Source organism: Rothia sp. HMSC069D01 (genome assembly GCF_001810135.1).
Lineage (GTDB): Bacteria > Actinomycetota > Actinomycetes > Actinomycetales > Micrococcaceae > Rothia.
In genome coordinates this window covers 235282-252462 of the sequence record NZ_KV800108.1, presented here as the reverse complement: position 1 = coordinate 252462, position 17181 = coordinate 235282, and the positions used below count along the sequence as shown (strand labels likewise).

Genomic DNA, 17181 nt, shown 5'->3' with positions numbered 1-17181 from the left:
AAAAACCATTTCGTTGTATGTGTTGCAGCAACCATTGCCACCACATTCATTATGCCTAATGAGAACGACCTGTGCGTACCGGTTCGTCATTATGGAACCCAACCCGCTTAACCGCGAAAAGCCACATGTGTTTCGAGAAGCCACCAAAGAAGTGGCTTTTCGAAACACATGTGGCTTCTGGGGCGGAGTTATTCTTGACCGGACATCATCATTCTCAAATGAGTCTCCCAATCTTCTGGGAACCCCAACTCGCTCACATGACGTAGTCTAAGCGGCATATAGTCAGACTTAATCAGGGTAATGAGCTTGTCCGTCCACGTCGTACCCGGGGAGACGCTTCTCAGCATAAACGCTATTACTAAGAGAGCTCCATACAATCTTTCACTCTGTCCTCGCGGAAGTGAGGACAGCCCAGGGATAGTACGAAACACGTTAGTCGAAGCAGGAGTAAAACGCCTATTAAACAAACGCCCATGATGTGCACACACATTGCGCACAATGCTCAGCTGTTCACACCATCTCGCTAACGGGTCCTGTCGATAGTATGTTTTCTTGTGTCGAGCTAGCAAAGCTGTAGCATCAACTTTAAACCCGAAGGCAGTCGAAATCTCCTGCTGGACAAGTACAGGCAACCCACCATACAAAATAGATATATCTGAGAAATCTAGCGTCTCAGCAAGCACCCAGAAAGGGTAACCATCATAGTTCTCTGAGTAGTGACGAATTGCAGCGTTACTCTTTTTAGCACGTTCTACACGTCCCATTGCTCTATCAAGCCACCCAGCATGGTCAAAATCAGGGCGGAACAAATCAGAGTCCTGGTAAGCCAGCGGTCCGTGAGAGACAACCCATTCGCCGATACGCGTACGTAAAGCTATTTCTATACGCTCAATTGCATCATGAATTAAGGTACGTAATTTCCGATCGAATTCGTACAGCTGAGCAACTTCTTCAAAAGAAGTACCTTGAACAAATCTATCCTCGCGAAACGGTTTCTTCGGGTCATCTGTAGGCTGTAAAACACGATATGGATAAGAATACCCAGACAGTCGGTAGTAAGAAATATTAGACAACCATTGTCTAGCGAGTCGGTCATCAACCGCCATACCGCGATTACGCAGTAGCGTTATCTGTTCGTTCAGAGTCGTAGCGTTTTTAACCTGTGCACCCATGCTATATGACCTTCCACATAGAAATCCGGCCCGTCTACTCCATCAAGAGTAGCGGGCCGAACGGTTAACTCAAGAGTACAAAAACCAGCACCCAAAAATCAACACATGAAGGATATTTCTAAAGAGCCTACGCCTCCGAGGGCTTCGCGCCGGTCAGGCGGTACGCCTTGTACACGCCCGTCACGTTACGGACCACGTTCAGCACGTGCTCCAGCATGAAACGGTCACCCAGCTCCAGGGCGAAGCGGTCCACCACGGTGCGGTCCTCCGAAGTGTGCACACGCGCATCCAGAATGTTCACGCCCGACTCAGAAATCGCACGAATCAGGTCGCTCAGCAGGCCCTTACGGTCCAGCGCCTCCACCTGAATCTGCACACGGTACGTAGCGGTCGGCGAAGACGCCCACTCGACCGTCGTCACGCGCGGCTCCTCGTCAGCGTTACGCATGTTCGGGCAGTCGCGGCGGTGCACCGAAATACCGTTGTAGCGGGTCACAATGCCGATAATGTCATCCGGCGGGACCGGGGTGCAGCAGCGCGCAATCTTCGTCAGCACACCCTCAGCACCCGGCACAATCACGCCGTTATCGCCAATCGCCTTGCGGGTCGACTTCAGCAGCGTCTCGTCAAAGTCGCTGACCTCAACCTCGGGTGCCGGCTCGTCGCCGCGGTGCACCTCAACGAGGGTGTCAATGACCTGCTTCGGCGCGATCTCGTGCTCACCAATCGCACGGTACAGCGACGCCACATCGTTCTTGTGCAGCAGCTGAGCCACCTGAGTCATAATCTCCGGGCTCATCATCTTCTGCAACGGCAGCTCACTGTTGCGCATGCTCTTGGTGAGCATTTCGCGGCCGGCGAGTAGCGCCTCCAGGCGGCGTTCCTTCGCGAAGTACTGGCGGATCTTCGTGCGAGCGCGTGAGGAGCGAACGAACTTCAGCCAGTCCTCGCTGGGTCCGGCGTCTTCGTTCTTCGTGGTCATAATCTCCACGGTCGCGCCGGTGGGCAGGACCGTGTGCAGCGGCACGAGGCGGCCGTTGACCTTCGCGCCAACCGTGCGGTCACCGACCTCACTGTGAATGGCGTAGGCGAAGTCCACGGGGGTGGAACCGTTGGGCAGGGCGATTGCCTCACCGTTGGGGGTGAGGACCACGATTTCGTCGGTGTCGAGGGTGTCAGCGAGCGACTCGTAGAACTTCTCCGACTCCGGGTTGGAGTTCGAAATCTCGGCAATAGACTGCAGGATGCCAACGTTCATCATCGCCGAAGTCTGGGTGCCCGGCTCCTTCGGGTCCTTCGCGGGCGCGCCGCCACGGGCTGCGACCTTCTCGCCGCGCGACGCCGCCTTATAGCGCCAGTGCGCCGCCACACCGTACTCAGCTTCTTCGTGCATCTTGTAGGTGCGGATCTGAATCTCAAGCGGCAGGTTACCCGGACCGTACACGGTCAAGTGCAGCGACTGATAGTTATTGTTCTTCGGGTTCTTAATGTAGTCCTTAAAACGACCAGTCATCGACGGCCACAGGGACAGCACGTGGCCGAGCACCGTGTAGCATTCCGCTTCTTCCTCAACCATGATGCGCACGGCGAGGATGTCGTTAATCTCGTCGAAGCTGCGGCCCTTCGTCTTCATCTTCTGATGAATCGAGTAGTAGTGCTTCGGGCGGCCCGTCACGGTCGCGTCGATGCCCACCTCTTTCAGACGCTCCGTAATCTTGGTGCGTGCCTCGTTCAGGAACTTTTCGAGGGCGGGGGTGCGTTCGCCGACCATGCGCACCATTTCGGCGTAAATTTCCGGGCTCATGGCGGCGAAGGACAGGTCCTCCAGCTCCCACTTGATCGTGTTCAGGCCCAGGCGGTGCGCGAGCGGCGCGTAAATTTTCAGGGTCTCTTCTGCCTTCTTCGCGGCAGAAGCCTGCGGCACAAAACGCCAGGTGCGGGCGTTGTGCAGGCGGTCGGCAAGCTTGATGAGCAGCACGCGGATGTCCTTGCTCATGGACAGCACGAGCTTACGGATTGTCTCAATGGAGGCGTTCTCGCCGTAGGTCATCTTGTCCAGCTTGGTCACGCCATCGACCAGGTAGGCGACTTCCTCGCCGAACTCCTCGGTGAGCTGCTCCATCGTGTAGTCGGTGTCTTCCACGGTGTCGTGGAGCAGGCCGGCGGCGAGCACGGGGCCGGTCGCGCCCATCTCCGCAAGAATCGCGGTCACAGCGACCGGGTGGGTGATGTACGGGTCGCCACTCTTACGCTTCTGACCCTCGTGGCAGCGGTTCGCCACCTCGTAGGCGCGCTGCAGCACCTGGATGTCTTCATCCGGGTGGTAGCGGCGCACGGCACGTACGACCGGCGCAATCATCGGGGAGAAACGGATGGTGCCGCCGTGCGAGTCGGAGGCTTCCATCTTGCTGCTGCGGCTACCGAAGACCAGGCGGTTCGGCACACGTCCGCCAGCAGCCATGACGCGGTGCGAGCCGCGTTTCTTCTTTGCGTCAGACGAATCAGTTTCAGGCAGAGGAATCGGGCCAGCGGGCCGAACCGCGGGCTTCTCGGCGGTCCCTGCAGGGTTCTCAGCGTTGGTGTTCACGGCAGGTTCTGCACTCATTCCGGGCTCCTTCGGGCTCAAGATAATCAGCCGCACACTCAAGTTCCTCATCGTTGAGGGCTATACCGACCAAACCGGCCCCTAGCCCGCTCAGCTGGCTCAAACGCGAGCGCACAGTATCTTCACTTCTTATCCTACCCAGCGGTCTGGAACGCGCCAAACTATGCGACGTTTTAACACGCCCGAGCGCGTTTTCTGAGCGAATATCCGGGCGAATGCACGGGCACGCTAAAGGGGAGCCGACACCTTTCGGTATCGACTCCCCTATCGTTAGCAACGCCAGTAGCGCTGGCGGAACGCTGGCTAACCGTTCAAGTTCACGCGGTGAATCTCAATGGTTGCACGTGCCGGCTTCTTAGCGGGCTTCTCGGTTGCCTTCTCGTCCTCGGTCGCCTTGTCAGCAGATTCCTCAGACTTGCTGGACTTCGCAGCCTTCTCAGCCTCGGCGGGCTCCTCCGAACCCTCCGAGTCCTCAGCCTCGTCAGCATCCTCAGCATCCTTGAAGTTGCCGCTCTCCACCTTCGCGGTGTGCTCACGAATCTGAGCCTCACCCAAACGCAGCGAAGCATACAGCGGCGCAGACACGAACAGCGTACCGAACATGCCCACCAGAATACCCACAAACAGCGACAGGGACAGGTCCTGCAGAGTACCCGCACCCAGGATGAACGCACCAATGAACAAGATCGCGCCCACCGGCAGAACACCCACAATAGCGGTGTTAATCGAACGGACCAGAGTCTGGTTCACCGCCAGGTTAATCTGCTCGGCAAAAGTCGTGTCGCGGCGTTCCAGCACATCCTCGGTGTTCTCACGGATCTTATCGAACACCACCACCGAGTCGTACAGCGAGTAGCTCAGAATCGTCAAGAAACCAATAATCGCACTCGGAGTGATCTCGAAGCCGAACGCGGCGTACAGGCCAACCGTCACCACCACGGTGAAGAACAGGCCCGCAATAGACGCCAACGACATCTTCCAGGTACGGAAGTAGAACGCCATACCAATCAGCGCAAGCACCACAAACGCGACCAGACCCCAGAACGCCTGACGGGTCACATCCGCACCCCAGGTCGGGCCCACAAACGAAGAGGTCACGTCATTCTCAGAGACGCCGTAACCCTCCTGCAGAGCCGCCTTCACCTGCAGAGTCTCATCATCGCTGAGCTTGCTCATCTGGGCACGAATCGTACCCGGGGCAATATTGGTCACGCGAACATCCGAAGCGTCCTTCGCCTTCTCGTGAATAATGCGCTCACCCGTAGCAGTATCAACGTGCGCAGTCTTCGAGACCACGAACTCCGAACCGCCACGGAAATCAATACCCAGGTTGAAGCCGCCACCAACAGCCGGAATCAGAACCGAAACCGCCATCAGCACAGCCGCAAGCAGCAGCCACAGGCGGCGCTTACCCACGAAGGGGTACGAGCGGGCGCCCGAATGCAGGTCATTACCGAAGCGGGCAAAAGCATTAGGTTTCACATCGGTAGCCATGCTTAGCTCTCCTTCTTCTCATCAGAAGCAGACTCGTCAGCCTCAGCGGCAGCACGCTCTGCACGGCGACGCTCAGCGATGCTCAGCTGCTTCTCCTCCGGGCTGCGGAGGCGACCGGCACCACGGTACAGCGGCGTAGCGCCCAGCGACTCAGGCGACAAGCCCGAGTGGCGGTGACCCTCACCGAAGTAGCGGGTATTCGCCAGCAGAGTCAGCATCGGGTGGGTGAACAGGTACACGACCACAAGGTCAGCAATCGCAGTCAAACCAAGGGTGAACGCGAAGCCCTTCACCGAACCGACCGACACCACGTACAGCACCACAGCAGCCAGCAGGTTCACAGCCTTCGACGCCAGGATAGTGCGGGATGCACGCTGCCAACCGTGGTTCACCGCCGACGGGATCGTGCGGCCCGCACGGATCTCATCACGGATACGCTCAAAGTAGACGATGAACGAGTCAGCCGTAGCACCAATCGCCACAATCAGACCCGCCACACCAGCCAGGGACAGGCGGTAGTTCAACGCCCAACCCAGCAGCACAATCGCCTCATACGAAATGATGCCAGCCACAACCAGCGACATCATCGTGACAAAGCCCAGCAGACGGTACTGGAACAGCGAGTACACGAACACCAGCAGCAGACCAATCAGACCGGTCAGCAGACCCACACGCAGCTGCTCCGAACCCAGGGTCGCAGAAATCTGCTGCTCCGACTGGATCGTGAAGCTAATCGGCAGAGCACCGTACTTGAGCTGATCGGCGAGAGCCTTCGCCTCCTGCTCGGTGAAGTTACCGGTAATCTGCGGCTTACCATCAGAAATCACTGCCTGCGACACCGGGGAGGACAGCACCTTGCCGTCCAGCAGAATCGCGAAGCGGGCACGCGGATCGTTTGCGTTCTGTGCACGAATCGCGTTCAGGCGAGAAGTAATGTTCTGGAACTTCTCACGAGCAGCATCGTTGAACTGAATGTTCACAGCCCAACGGCCCGTAGTCACGCCCTGACCGGTCGTCTCCTGCGAGTGGCTTGCAGTAGAAATATCGCTACCGCTCAGCTCCACAGGACCCAGAATGTACTTCTCCTGACCGTCAGTGGAACACGCCACCATCGGCTTAGTCGGGTCCGCACTATCGGCGTCCTCATTACGTGCCGCGGTGCAGTCCTTCGCCTCATACTGCTTGTACAGGTCCGCAGTAATCCAGTTACGGTCCGAACCGTCAGTCGGCTCCGCGGACGGCTTGGGCAGCTTATCGTCCGCAGTGCGGGCATCCTCAGCCACCGCAGTACCGGCACCGGCTACAAGAACCGGGCGGAACGTCATATTTGCAGACGCCTGAATCAGCTGACGAGTCTCAGCGCTAATCGTTCCGGGAACCGAAACAACCACGTTATTACCCGAGCCGAAGGAGGTGGTAACCTCCGCCTCCGAAACGCCGGCACCATCAACGCGCTGACGAATAATCTCAACCGCCTGGTTCAACTGCTCCTGGGAGACGTTCTCATCCGAAGAGCCATTGACCTTCGGAGAAAGAATCATCTGAGTACCACCCGAAAGGTCCAGGGCGAGCTTCGGTGCCCAAGAACCTCCCGCGTAGGTGGTGCCGAAAATACCGGCAGCCATAACAACCATGAGCAGGACCATCGAGAGGAGCGCCCCTCGCGCGGCTGCAAGCGGTGAACGCTTAGCCATAATGTTCCTTCTTCGTGTGAATAGTATTGAGTGTTCTACAGATTCCGTAACGCGAAAACCCGACGCCGCTCACTGGGCGCCGGGCTCATACGCGCTGAATTACTTAGCAGTATCAGAAGAGGTATCGGAAGCGGGAGCTTCGGATGCGGTAGCCTCGTACGCGTCCTCGGTCAGGGGCGCTGCGGGGGCTTCCTCCTCGACGACGGCCATAATCGCGTTCAGTGCCAGGGTGATAACAACACCGTCCGCAATCTGAAGCTGCAGCTTGTTGTTCTCAAGGTCAGTGCTGACAACGGTGCCGTAGATGCCGGAACCAGTCATCACCTGGGTGCCGGGGACGAGAGACTGCTGCATTGCGCGCAGTTCCTCCATCTGCTTACGCTGACGCTTCTGGGCGGAGAACATCATCCATGCCAGCAGCGCCATCATGGCAATCATAATCAGGAGGTTAAAATCCATGGTCTCACTTTCACATCCGCACCCGTGCCGCTCACCGCGAGGGTTGAGCGTACCAGAAGGTGTGGAATCGTAGATACAGTACGTATCCATCCTACGCGAGAGCATGAGCTTTAGCGCCCCGAACCAGCGTTTTTGTGAGGTTAACCTGAGTTTTGGACTCTCTCGGCGTAATTTTATGTCACTGGTAAAGACCAGCAGAGCCCGGCAGAGCCCAATGAAACCCGACAGCGCCTGCAGAACCGGTAGAAGAGTGCCGCCCCTGCAGAAGAGCTACCGGGGGCACAGAGAAGCCCGCGGGAGGTTACTACCTCCCACGGGCTACTACTGTGTTATCAGCTGATGCGGGCCTAAAGCTGATGCGGATCTAGAGCTGAATCTCCGGGGCCTCCAAGCCGAGGTGCTCCCACGCCGCGGGCAGAGCCACACGACCGCGCGGAGTACGACCAATCAGGCCCTCACGCACCAGGTAGGGTTCGGCAACCGTCTCCACGGTCTCCGTCTCTTCACCCACCGCAATGGCGAGGGTGGACAGACCCACCGGGCCGCCGCCGAACTTGTGAATCAGCGCCTCCAGCACGGCACGGTCCAGACGGTCCAGGCCGCGCGAATCCACCTCGTACATGTCCAACGCGGTTGCGGCATCGGTCGCGTTAATGCGGTCCACGCCGTTCACCAGCGCCCAGTCACGCACACGACGCAGCAGGCGGTTCGCAATACGCGGCGTGCCACGGGAACGACCGGCAATCTCCGTGAAACCCTCGGAGGTAATCTGCATATCCATCAGACCCGCGCTACGGCGCAGCACCAGCTCAAGCTCCTCCACCGAGTAGAACTCCAGGTGACCGGTAAAACCGAAGCGGTCACGCAGAGGACCGGGTAGCAGACCCGCACGGGTCGTCGCACCCACGAGGGTGAACTGCGGCAGCTCCAGCGGAATGGAGGTCGCACCCGCGCCCTTTCCGACCACAATGTCCACGCGGAAATCTTCCATCGCCATGTAGAGCATTTCTTCAGCCGGGCGGCTCATACGGTGAATCTCGTCCAGGAACAACACCTCACCGGGAGTCAGCGAAGACAGAATCGCCGCCAAATCACCCGAATGCTGAATCGCCGGGCCGGAGGTGATGCGCAGCGGCGCCTCCATCTCTGCCGCAATAATCATCGCGAGAGTGGTCTTGCCCAGACCGGGAGGGCCCGACAGTAGCACATGGTCGGCGCTACGGCCACGCATCTTCGAAGCCTCCAGCACCAGGGACAGCTGCTGACGCACACGGCGCTGACCCACAAAGTCGTCCAGGGACTTAGGGCGCAGTGCCGCCTCAATCATCTTCTCTTCAGGCTCTTCTTCCATCGCCACCAGGCGCTGGGCGGGAGCTGAAGACGCCTGAGTGCCGGGCACCTGACCGGGAAAATACCCGCCGGAAACCAGGGACGCCGCGGGCTGCGGCTCATAGGGATTCTGGCTCATAGAATTCTTCTTTCACAAAAGTTTGAGTGGGATACATCGAACAGGGCGCGCCGCTTAGTGGCGGCCCACCGTGTTCTGAGTACCCAAGGATGCGAGCACACCGCGCAGAGCCACACCCACCGGCTCAGTCTCTGCGGCAGGGTTGTGCTGCACGTAAGCGTCAATAGCGGCGGAAGCGTCCTTCTCGCTCCAGCCCAGAGAGGTGAGAGCGTCAAGCACCTGCGGCTTCCAGACAATGCCCTGGCTCAGCGGCAGCTCATCAGTCTGACCATCGCTGAGAATCAGCTTGCCGGCAAGCTCCAGTACAATACGGCGGGCACCCTTCGGGCCAATACCGGGAACCTTCGTGAACGCCTTATCGTCACCGGTCGCCACGGCACGCTCCACCTCAGCGGCAGTGTGAACACTCAACACCGCCAGAGCAATACGCGGACCAATACCGGAAACCGAAAGCATCATATCGAACACTTCACGCTCGGCAGGCTCCGAAAAACCGTAGAGAGTCATCGACTCTTCACGCACAATCATAGTGGTCAGTACGGTAGCTTCCTCACCCGTGCGTAGCTTGGAGAGAGTACGCGCGGTCGCGTACACGAGCATGCCGAAACCGTTCACGTTAATCACCGCATGATCAAGGCCCACCTGAGCCACACGACCGGTCAGGGACGCAATCATTTCTCTCCACCTTTCAACACCGCGCCCCCGGGTTGAGGCTCGCGGCAGTGTGAGGGCACCGGGAACTCCGGCACCCACAGAACGCACTCCCCCAATTCAACGGGGAGACACTACAAGTATATTAGAATATTTCTTCTGAAATCAAGCATATATTCGAACTTCTTAGCGAATACACGCAAGCTAGCAGGAGGCAGCGCACAGACCCACGAAGGCACCTCTAGCGGCGGCACCTCTAGCGGCGAGCGCGCGCCTCCGCCTCCATCCAGGCACGCTGCGCCGGAGTCAACGACCCACCACGGTGAGTCTGCGCCGGGCGTGAACCCTGGTGAGTCTGCGTCTGGGCGGCCATGTTAATGCCCGAACCGATGCCGCCGCCACGCCAACCGTGACAGATCGCAATCGCCAGGGCATCGGCAGCATCGGCGGGCTTCGGCATGGAGTCCAGCCCCAAAATACGGGTCACCATGCGACCCACCGACGCCTTATCGGCGCGGCCGCTACCGGTCACCGCCGCCTTCACCTCCGAGGGGGTATGGAAGAACACCGGCACGCCGCGCATCGCAGCCGCAGAAATCACCGCACCCGAAGCGTGCGCCGTACCGATCACCGTGTTCACCTGCTCCTGCGCGAAGATACGCTCAATCGCCAGGGCATCCGGCTTGTAGGTGTCGAGCCAGTGGGAGGCGGCGTTGAAAATCCAGAGAATACGCTGGTCCAGGGACTCCGCCGGGATTGTGCCGGCAACACCCACGTTCACGAAGTGCGCCTTACGGTCGGCGGTCATATCGAGCATGGAGAAGCCGCAGCGGGTCAGACCGGGGTCAACACCCATGATGCGGGTTGCACCCGGCACACGCTCCACGGCAGCGGCAGTACGGTTTTCACGCATGCTATCGCGTGCGGCAGGTTGAGCGGCAGCCATCATCTCCCCTTTCGACAAACTCCCTATAGAATCTCTAGATTCTAGCCCTTCAGAATCCTAGCACCCGGTACCGGGGCGTGCCACGAACACGGTCACCGCGTAAACAATCACCACGAGAACAGTCACCGTGCGCCCCGCGAAAAGTACCCAGCACATCCCCAAAAAAGCCCCAGACGCTAAGAAGCCACTCCCCCAACCAGCCACCCTACGGCGGCTCGGTTAAAGGAGCGGCTTCTTCAAGCATCAGATATCAGAATCCGAGTGATTACTCAGCTTCCAGCTCTGCCATAACCTCGTCAGAGACGTTAGCGTTCGAGTAGACGTTCTGAACGTCGTCGAGCTCTTCAATAGCGTCTGCCAGCTTCAGGAACTTCTTGGCGCCCTCGGCGTCCAGGTCGACCTGCATGGTCGGGCGGAAGACCGGGTCGTCGTTGTTGTACTCCAGGCCAGCCTCGTCCAGTGCCTTACGGATCTCGGGCAGGTCGGTCGCTGCGGAAACAACGGTGAAAATATCGCCCTCGTCCAGAACCTCTTCGGCACCTGCATCCAGAACAGCCATCAGAACGTCGTCCTCGGTCAGACCGTCGGTCTTGGTGACCTCAGCAACGCCCTTACGCTCGAACAGGAACGCAACCGAACCCTGGTCAGCCATGGTGCCGCCGTTACGGGTCACAGCCAGGCGAACCTCAGACGCTGCACGGTTACGGTTATCGGTCAGACACTCGATGTACAGGGCGGTACCCTGCGGGCCGCGTGCCTCGTACATAATCTCGGTGTAGTCGATGGTCTCACCGGTCAGGCCGGCGCCACGCTTGATAGCGCGGTCGATGTTGTCGTTGGGGACGGAGTTCTTCTTCGCCTTCGACACAGCAAGGTCAAGAGCGGGGTTACCGGCGATATCGGCGCCACCCATACGTGCCGCAACCTCAATAGCCTTAATGAACTTCGCGAAAGCCTTCGCGCGCTTAGCGTCGATAGCAGCCTTCTTGTGCTTAGTAGTCGCCCATTTAGAGTGACCCGACATTCGTATCTCCCTTAGTCAAAACCTCCGTGCGGGCACGGCGAAACGTCCCACGCACCGTACTGTACTCACATAACTATACCGTAGCGGAGGCGCACACCACCTCAGAAAGTGCACGCCACCACCAGGAATAGGCTAGCGGGGGCGAGACGCAGCCGAAGCGCGCGCCTTCTCCACCAGCGAGTCGTCAATCGTGTTCGGCGTGAACTCGCCAAACTTACGCTGAGCCGCCTGCTCAATCAGGTAGTCCGAAATCTTCGGGTTCTTCGGCAGCAGCGAACCGTGCAGGTAGGTGCCAATCACGTTGTGCACGCGCGCACCCTCATACGTATCGGTCACGTTGTTACCCTCACCCTTGGTGACGGTAGCCAGCGGGGTGCAGCCGGAACCCAGGTAAGTCAGGCCCGAGTGGTTTTCAAAACCAATCACGGTGCCGAACTCCTCAGACTCCTCAACAATGTTGCCGATCAGGCGGTCATCGCCGCCGACCGTGTGCGCATCAAAAATGCCGATACCCTTCAGCACCTCACCCTCACGGGTGCGGAATTCCTTGCCGAACAGCTGGTACAGGCCACAAATGACGAGCATCGGCACGCCAGCCTCAGCCAGCGAGCGCAGCGTGTCACCGTTCGCGTGCAGGTCATCCTGAATCACGGACTGACCCGAGTCCTGACCGCCGCCACCCAGAATAATGTCAACATCCTCCGGGAAAGGCTGACCGGGGTTGTGGTCCAGAATCTGCACGTCAAAGCCGTGTGCCTGCGCGCGACGAGCCAGCGCCAGGGTGTTGCCCCAGTCGCCGTAAATGTTCATGTCGAGCGGGTACAGCTGCAGAATACGCAGAGTCTTACCGTTATTGGGGCCGGAGGCGGGGGTGCCCTCAAAAGTGTGAGTTGCCGTCATTAGGAGACCCTCTCAACGTCAGTAATCTTTGCGAGCTCTTCACGCAGAGCCAGCATTGCGGTGTAGGTGCAGAAAATACGCATGGGCGCGTTACCGCTGGAGGCGATGAAGCCCTTGAGCGCATCGGCGAGATTCTCGTTGACATCGTCAACCTTCACGCCGTCATGATCCAGACGCAGCGCCATATCCCAGGCACGCACACCCGAAACCATCTGCACGCCGGTCTTCTTCAAGCTGTCAAAGTCAACATCCCACAGCCAGGACACGTCACGACCGTCAGCGTACTGGTCGTTAATCGTGATCATGGTGGCGTAGTCGTCAGCGTTCGCGCTCGCCAGGGATAGGCGGAAACCGCTCGGGTTCTTCACGAGCAACAGCTGCAGCGGGCGGCCGTTCACGTTCAGGGTCTCACCGCGACCGAAGGCGGGGGTAATCTTCGCCAGCTCCGCGATGAGCTTATCTTCGTTGAGCTTCTCGCCCATGACGGCGCGGGTCAGCGCCATAGCGCCAGCCGCGTTGAAGATGTTGTAAATACCGTAGAGGTTAATCTCGCCAACTCGCTCCACACCCGCCAGGTCGAAGGTTGCGGAGGTGCCGGAGAACGCGGTCAGGGTGACGTCTGCCTCGGGCAGGGTTGCCTTCGCGACGGTGCCGCCGCGCATCTCATCATCCGAGGGGAAGTACGAGCGCAGGGACTCATCCAGACCGTAGTACTTGACGGTCACGCCAGGCTGCACGTTCTCAGCGAGGGAGCGGATGCGCGGGTCCTCACGGTTGAGCACCACGGTACCGGTCGTTGCGGAGGCGACGGTCGCCAGCATGCGGCGGGTCGTGTCAATCTCACCGAAGCGGTCCAGCTGGTCACGCAGAACGTTCAGCAGCAGAGCGTAGTCGGGCTTGACGGCCTTGACGAAGTGCACGGCGTGCGCCTCATCCAGCTCAAGCACGGCAATATCAGCGTCAAGCTTGCCGCCGAGGGTCATCTCGCCCAGCAGCGCCGCAGCAACACCGCGCACAAAGTTCGAACCGGTGCGGTTAGTGAAAACCTTCAGACCCTGAGCTTCAAGCAGCTGCACAGCCATCTTCGTGGTGGTGGTCTTACCGTTCGTGCCGGAGACAACAACCACGCCGTAGGGCAGCTTCGCGAGCTCTTCAGCGACGAAGTCGGGGTGCAATTTTTCCATGACAAGGCCGGGGAAGGCGGAGCCGCCGCCGCGAAGCTTAGTCGCGGCGCGTACGCCCTGGCCGAGAAGACGAATGAGGGGTTTGGACATGCTTACCATTTTAGTACACGCACGCCAGCGGCTGAATGGTCCGCCGGGCCCGTTCGCTCATGCCGGACGGGGCGGGGTTACTGGGGTTTTAGTACGGGGGTGCGGGGGTTTTGGTTCAGGGGTTTGGTGTGGGCGTTTGGTGCGGGGCTCCGGCTAGGGCGGAGCGCCGGGGGTGTTAGAACAACGAGCCCCCCTAGTACAGCGAGCCCGTTTAGAACAGAGAACCCTGCACCCTCACCCGCGTGAACTCCTGCGCCGGCTCCACCAGCACGTTCCGCCACGCGGCAGTATTCACCAGGAACGCCGCGTCAGCATCGCCGGTGTGGGCGCTCAAAAACTGACCCGCCGCGCCCGTACAGAAGAAACCAGCCGCACCGCTCTCCAGACCAGAATCACACGGCGCCAGCGGTTCGGGCGATTGCGCGCGCAGAGCCGCGTACGGGCGGTTCATGGCGAGCGACGGAATCCACGGCTCATCCAGGGCGGTGAGCGGCACCTCCGGGTCGGTGCGCGCCAGTTCGGCGAGCGCTTCGCGGGCGCGGGCGACCGCCTCCTGGTGGGCAGTGCGAAGCAGCACGCCGGGCAGCGGGTTCGTCCAGGCACGGTACTTGCTCGCCATCTGCTTGACCTGCGGAATCTTCGCGAGAGCGGTCACGGCATCCTCGGCGCGGCGAATGGCAAGGCCGTCGGGTGCGAGCGCAATGTAGGTGGCGGTGGCGACCGCCTGCTCGTCCAGGCGGCGCGGGGTCGAATGCAGGGAGCTCGTGCCGACCTTGTGCGTGCCGTCGGGGAAGGTCGCGATGTAGAGGCGATGCTCCAGCATGGCGTAGGCGCGCATGGATTCGGTGAGCGTTCCGGGGTACAGGTGCGCGCTGTGCAGGGCGGTAAATTCGTCGCGGGCGGTGCAGCGCGGGCACTGCTGGCCACGCTGGATGCGGGCACCTTCGGGACAGGGTACGCGGCGGATTCCCGCGGATTCGGGGGCGGCGTCATTGCTCGTACCGGTGGTGTAGCCGGCGCAGTAGCGGTAGAGTTCCCCCTCGCTATCGCGCGGAATGCGCAGCCCCAGGTAGGCGCCGGGGGTCAGCGGAATCTGGATGCGAACCCCGCTCGGAACGCCACGCTGCGCAGGGTTGCTTTCCTGGTTAGGGGCGCTCTCCCCCGCCGCTTGAGACGCCCGGTTATGAGTTCCTTCCGCGACCCCGCCGGGCACGACCGGTTCCACTTCAATGAGCGGGCGGCGGTTGGACCAGCGGATCTGCCTCCAGATGAGCAGCTGCGGCGCGCCTGCTGAATCCCCGACAGCGGCATTATTACCGGCGGCGGGCGCAGCACTAAACTCGTCGAAAGCAGTCTCAAGCAGGTTGGGGTAGTCCATAGCATTCCACTCTAACGGGCCTGGTACATCTAGTGCTGGCAAATCTAGCGGGTCTGGCGGGTTCGTGGCACGACCGGCGGGCTCACCCTAGACGTTCCGCACATTCCCCGCGCGCTCGCCCCCACACGCATCTGCCACGCGCATCCGCAGAACACAAAAAGAGGCCAGCGTCCTTCACGCTGATCCGCACCCCTCGCAGTGTTGCCGTGCGTTCACGCACGACGGGGTGGGTTCTCAGCTGAGGCGCTGACCTCTGTGGTTGAGGCAGGGCGCTTACCCTGCCAAGCCCGAAAGCGATCGGTGACCGCTATTTTTCGGTGAGCTATGCGGTGTTTCTGGAAGCCGGAAGCTTCCCCGCAGCGTCGCTGCATTTAAAACTTTGCCATATCCAATGGACATAACATCATTCAAATACGCATCGACTGCCCAATCTGCGCATTTATGACGCAGAATTTCTGTGCACTAGCTGGCAAATTGAAGCAATTAGTGCAAAATTTCAAAATCACCAAGCCGCTCAGCCGGACTATCTGACGGATGATCCACGCCATCTAGCTGAGGCGGGCAAACCCCTCCGCGATGGCCACACGCATATCGTCCAGCGTGCGGGACATAGTCTTGGTGTGAGCGATAATCGGCAGGAAATTCGTATCCCCACTCCAGCGCGGCAGAATATGCTGATGCAGGTGATCAGCAATACCCGCGCCACCCACCTTGCCCTGATTAATGCCAATGTTGAAGCCGTCATTATGCGACACCTCGCGCAGAACCTTCATAGCGAGCTGGGTCAGCTGCGCAATCTCCATGGTTTCTGCCTCGGTCGCATCATCGTAGAACGGGATGTGGCGGTACGGGCAGACCAGCAGGTGACCGGGGTTGTACGGGTAGAGGTTGAGAATCACGAAGGCATGCTCGCCGCGGTGCACAATCAGCGACTCCTCGTCACTGCGGCTGGGCGCGGTGCAGAAGGGGCAGGTCTTCTCGGTGTAGTCCTTCTGGCCACCGCTCACATATGCGGTGCGGTGAGGGGTCCACAGGCGCTGGAACTGGTCCGGTGCGCTGGGCAGCTCGAAGGAATCCTGCACCGAGGCTGCGGTGCCGTGCTCGGGGGTCGTGTTCTCGCTCATAGTCCCATTCTATAGCCCGCACGCGGCAACGGGAACGCTCCGTCCGTCATGCGTGCCAGATATGAGATAACTCCCCCGGCAGCGCGCTTAGCTGTGCTGCTTTTCCAGGTGAATGATGCGGGTGGCACCCTCATAGGTCATGGGGAAGCTCAGCACGCCGTTCTCCATGGTGAATTCCTTGGTCTCCTTGTCGGAGGCGTACGGCGCACGCGCCAGCTTCGCGCGGTCCACGCGGGAAATGTAGCTGAAGTTGCCGTCTTTTGCTTCGAAGGTGCCGACCCAGAAGGGGGTTGCCAGCTCTTCGTGGTTCAGGTGGTAAGTCACCTCAATAACGCCGTCGTGAATGACGGCATCCATGTAGTTCTCGAGGTTGGTGGAGTCCTGCTGAACCCAGGTGCCGTCAGCGCTCGCAGTCGAGCGGGTTGCGAGCACGGAAGAGGGCACAGCCGTCGCGTCGGATGCGGCAGGCTCCTGGTTGCTCGTGTTGTCCGGCGCGGGGGTCTCAGTAGGCTGGGTCGCAGCCGGGTGAATCGACGGGTCATGCGAGGCATTAACCGCCGCCTTAATTCCGGTGCTGTCATCGCCGGGGGCGGAAACGGCACTAGGCTCGACGGTTTCAAAAGCTGCGGGGTCAACAACCGCACTTGCGGAGGCGTTATTCGGTGCGGGTGCACACGCGGTGAGAGAGAGCGCGCCGAGTAGAGCGAGCGCGCCCAGAGTGGACTTAGGTACCACGAACGTGTCCTAACAGAGTATGTGTTTGAGTGAGTTTGTGAGTTGAGTGGTGCCTCCCCGTGAGTGAGGTGGGGATACGACAACACCCCGTAGCGCATTGAGGCTACAGGGCGTTCGATAACCGGCACGGTAGATAGTTTATAGGCTCTGGCTAGGAGTTTCACCAGTGGCGGCCATTTTTAAAAGATAGTTTGGTCACATTAGATCTTAAGTTGAGGGGTTTTTCGCGCACACGAGCCCCAATTTGCACTCTCCAC

Annotated in this window: 14 protein-coding genes; all 14 read right to left on the bottom strand. The window is 59.7% G+C overall.

The genetic code is table 11. The annotated features are described in order from the left end of the window. Positions 1 to 188: 188 nt before the first annotated feature. The 14 genes from HMPREF2710_RS05455 to HMPREF2710_RS05390 all read right to left on the bottom strand — a co-directional run bounded on the left by HMPREF2710_RS05455 (position 189) and on the right by HMPREF2710_RS05390 (position 16924). Positions 189 to 1172 carry an Abi family protein gene (locus HMPREF2710_RS05455; protein ID WP_070599947.1) on the bottom strand — a complete coding sequence of 328 codons (984 nt, stop codon included), beginning with the start codon at positions 1170 to 1172 and terminating at the stop codon, positions 189 to 191. A 127-nt stretch (positions 1173 to 1299) separates the two neighbouring features. Then, positions 1300 to 3777 carry a RelA/SpoT family protein gene (locus HMPREF2710_RS05450; RefSeq protein ID WP_070599944.1) on the bottom strand — a complete coding sequence of 826 codons (2478 nt, stop codon included), beginning with the start codon at positions 3775 to 3777 and terminating at the stop codon, positions 1300 to 1302. A gap of 303 nt (positions 3778 to 4080) precedes the next feature. After that, entirely contained in the window at positions 4081 to 5271 is a 1191-nt protein-coding gene (gene secF, locus HMPREF2710_RS05445) for a protein translocase subunit SecF (RefSeq protein ID WP_049359427.1), read from the bottom strand. Between the two features lie 2 nt (positions 5272 to 5273). Next, complete coding sequence (gene secD / locus HMPREF2710_RS05440; protein ID WP_070599942.1) at positions 5274 to 6965, bottom strand: protein translocase subunit SecD; 1692 nt, start codon at positions 6963 to 6965, stop codon at positions 5274 to 5276. 99 nt (positions 6966 to 7064) lie between these two features. Beyond that, on the bottom strand, positions 7065 to 7424 hold the full coding sequence (gene yajC / locus HMPREF2710_RS05435; protein ID WP_044150403.1) for a preprotein translocase subunit YajC: 360 nt from the start codon (positions 7422 to 7424) through the stop codon (positions 7065 to 7067). A gap of 364 nt (positions 7425 to 7788) precedes the next feature. Then, positions 7789 to 8775, bottom strand: coding sequence for a Holliday junction branch migration DNA helicase RuvB (gene ruvB, locus HMPREF2710_RS05430; RefSeq protein ID WP_172855776.1), 987 nt, complete (start codon positions 8773 to 8775; stop codon positions 7789 to 7791). Between the two features lie 171 nt (positions 8776 to 8946). Continuing rightward, positions 8947 to 9567: a Holliday junction branch migration protein RuvA gene (gene ruvA, locus HMPREF2710_RS05425; RefSeq protein ID WP_005505871.1), complete on the bottom strand. Its 621-nt coding sequence runs from the start codon at positions 9565 to 9567 to the stop codon at positions 8947 to 8949. A 232-nt stretch (positions 9568 to 9799) separates the two neighbouring features. Continuing rightward, positions 9800 to 10456: a crossover junction endodeoxyribonuclease RuvC gene (gene ruvC, locus HMPREF2710_RS05420; protein WP_070600490.1), complete on the bottom strand. Its 657-nt coding sequence runs from the start codon at positions 10454 to 10456 to the stop codon at positions 9800 to 9802. Between the two features lie 298 nt (positions 10457 to 10754). Further along, positions 10755 to 11513, bottom strand: coding sequence for a YebC/PmpR family DNA-binding transcriptional regulator (locus HMPREF2710_RS05415; RefSeq protein WP_049342025.1), 759 nt, complete (start codon positions 11511 to 11513; stop codon positions 10755 to 10757). Positions 11514 to 11645: 132 nt separating this feature from the next. Beyond that, positions 11646 to 12413 (bottom strand): type 1 glutamine amidotransferase, encoded by a 768-nt coding sequence (locus HMPREF2710_RS05410; RefSeq protein WP_070599941.1) that lies wholly within the window; start codon positions 12411 to 12413, stop codon positions 11646 to 11648. Beyond that, on the bottom strand, positions 12413 to 13696 hold the full coding sequence (locus HMPREF2710_RS05405) for a Mur ligase family protein (protein WP_049353261.1): 1284 nt from the start codon (positions 13694 to 13696) through the stop codon (positions 12413 to 12415). The genes HMPREF2710_RS05410 and HMPREF2710_RS05405 overlap by 1 nt, the downstream gene beginning before the upstream one ends. Before the next feature lie 202 nt (positions 13697 to 13898). Then, positions 13899 to 15065 carry a hypothetical protein gene (locus tag HMPREF2710_RS05400; RefSeq protein WP_070599939.1) on the bottom strand — a complete coding sequence of 389 codons (1167 nt, stop codon included), beginning with the start codon at positions 15063 to 15065 and terminating at the stop codon, positions 13899 to 13901. Positions 15066 to 15613: 548 nt separating this feature from the next. Further along, positions 15614 to 16189: an HIT family protein gene (locus HMPREF2710_RS05395; protein WP_049350129.1), complete on the bottom strand. Its 576-nt coding sequence runs from the start codon at positions 16187 to 16189 to the stop codon at positions 15614 to 15616. An 87-nt stretch (positions 16190 to 16276) separates the two neighbouring features. Next, a complete protein-coding gene (locus HMPREF2710_RS05390; RefSeq protein WP_070599937.1) occupies positions 16277 to 16924 on the bottom strand; it encodes a hypothetical protein in 648 nt (215 codons plus the stop codon). Between the last annotated feature and the right edge of the window lie 257 nt (positions 16925 to 17181).

Coding starts and splice junctions, on each gene's coding strand:
- secF (WP_049359427.1), bottom strand. CDS start 5,271: ATGGCTACCGATGTGAAACCTAATGCTTTTGCCCGCTTCGGTAATGAC.
- HMPREF2710_RS05395 (WP_049350129.1), bottom strand. CDS start 16,189: ATGAGCGAGAACACGACCCCCGAGCACGGCACCGCAGCCTCGGTGCAG.
- ruvA (WP_005505871.1), bottom strand. CDS start 9,567: ATGATTGCGTCCCTGACCGGTCGTGTGGCTCAGGTGGGCCTTGATCAT.
- HMPREF2710_RS05450 (WP_070599944.1), bottom strand. CDS start 3,777: ATGAGTGCAGAACCTGCCGTGAACACCAACGCTGAGAACCCTGCAGGG.
- HMPREF2710_RS05415 (WP_049342025.1), bottom strand. CDS start 11,513: ATGTCGGGTCACTCTAAATGGGCGACTACTAAGCACAAGAAGGCTGCT.
- HMPREF2710_RS05400 (WP_070599939.1), bottom strand. CDS start 15,065: ATGGACTACCCCAACCTGCTTGAGACTGCTTTCGACGAGTTTAGTGCT.
- HMPREF2710_RS05410 (WP_070599941.1), bottom strand. CDS start 12,413: ATGACGGCAACTCACACTTTTGAGGGCACCCCCGCCTCCGGCCCCAAT.
- ruvC (WP_070600490.1), bottom strand. CDS start 10,456: ATGCGTGAAAACCGTACTGCCGCTGCCGTGGAGCGTGTGCCGGGTGCA.
- yajC (WP_044150403.1), bottom strand. CDS start 7,424: ATGGATTTTAACCTCCTGATTATGATTGCCATGATGGCGCTGCTGGCA.
- ruvB (WP_172855776.1), bottom strand. CDS start 8,775: ATGGAAGAAGAGCCTGAAGAGAAGATGATTGAGGCGGCACTGCGCCCT.
- HMPREF2710_RS05405 (WP_049353261.1), bottom strand. CDS start 13,696: ATGGTAAGCATGTCCAAACCCCTCATTCGTCTTCTCGGCCAGGGCGTA.
- HMPREF2710_RS05455 (WP_070599947.1), bottom strand. CDS start 1,172: ATGGGTGCACAGGTTAAAAACGCTACGACTCTGAACGAACAGATAACG.
- secD (WP_070599942.1), bottom strand. CDS start 6,965: ATGGCTAAGCGTTCACCGCTTGCAGCCGCGCGAGGGGCGCTCCTCTCG.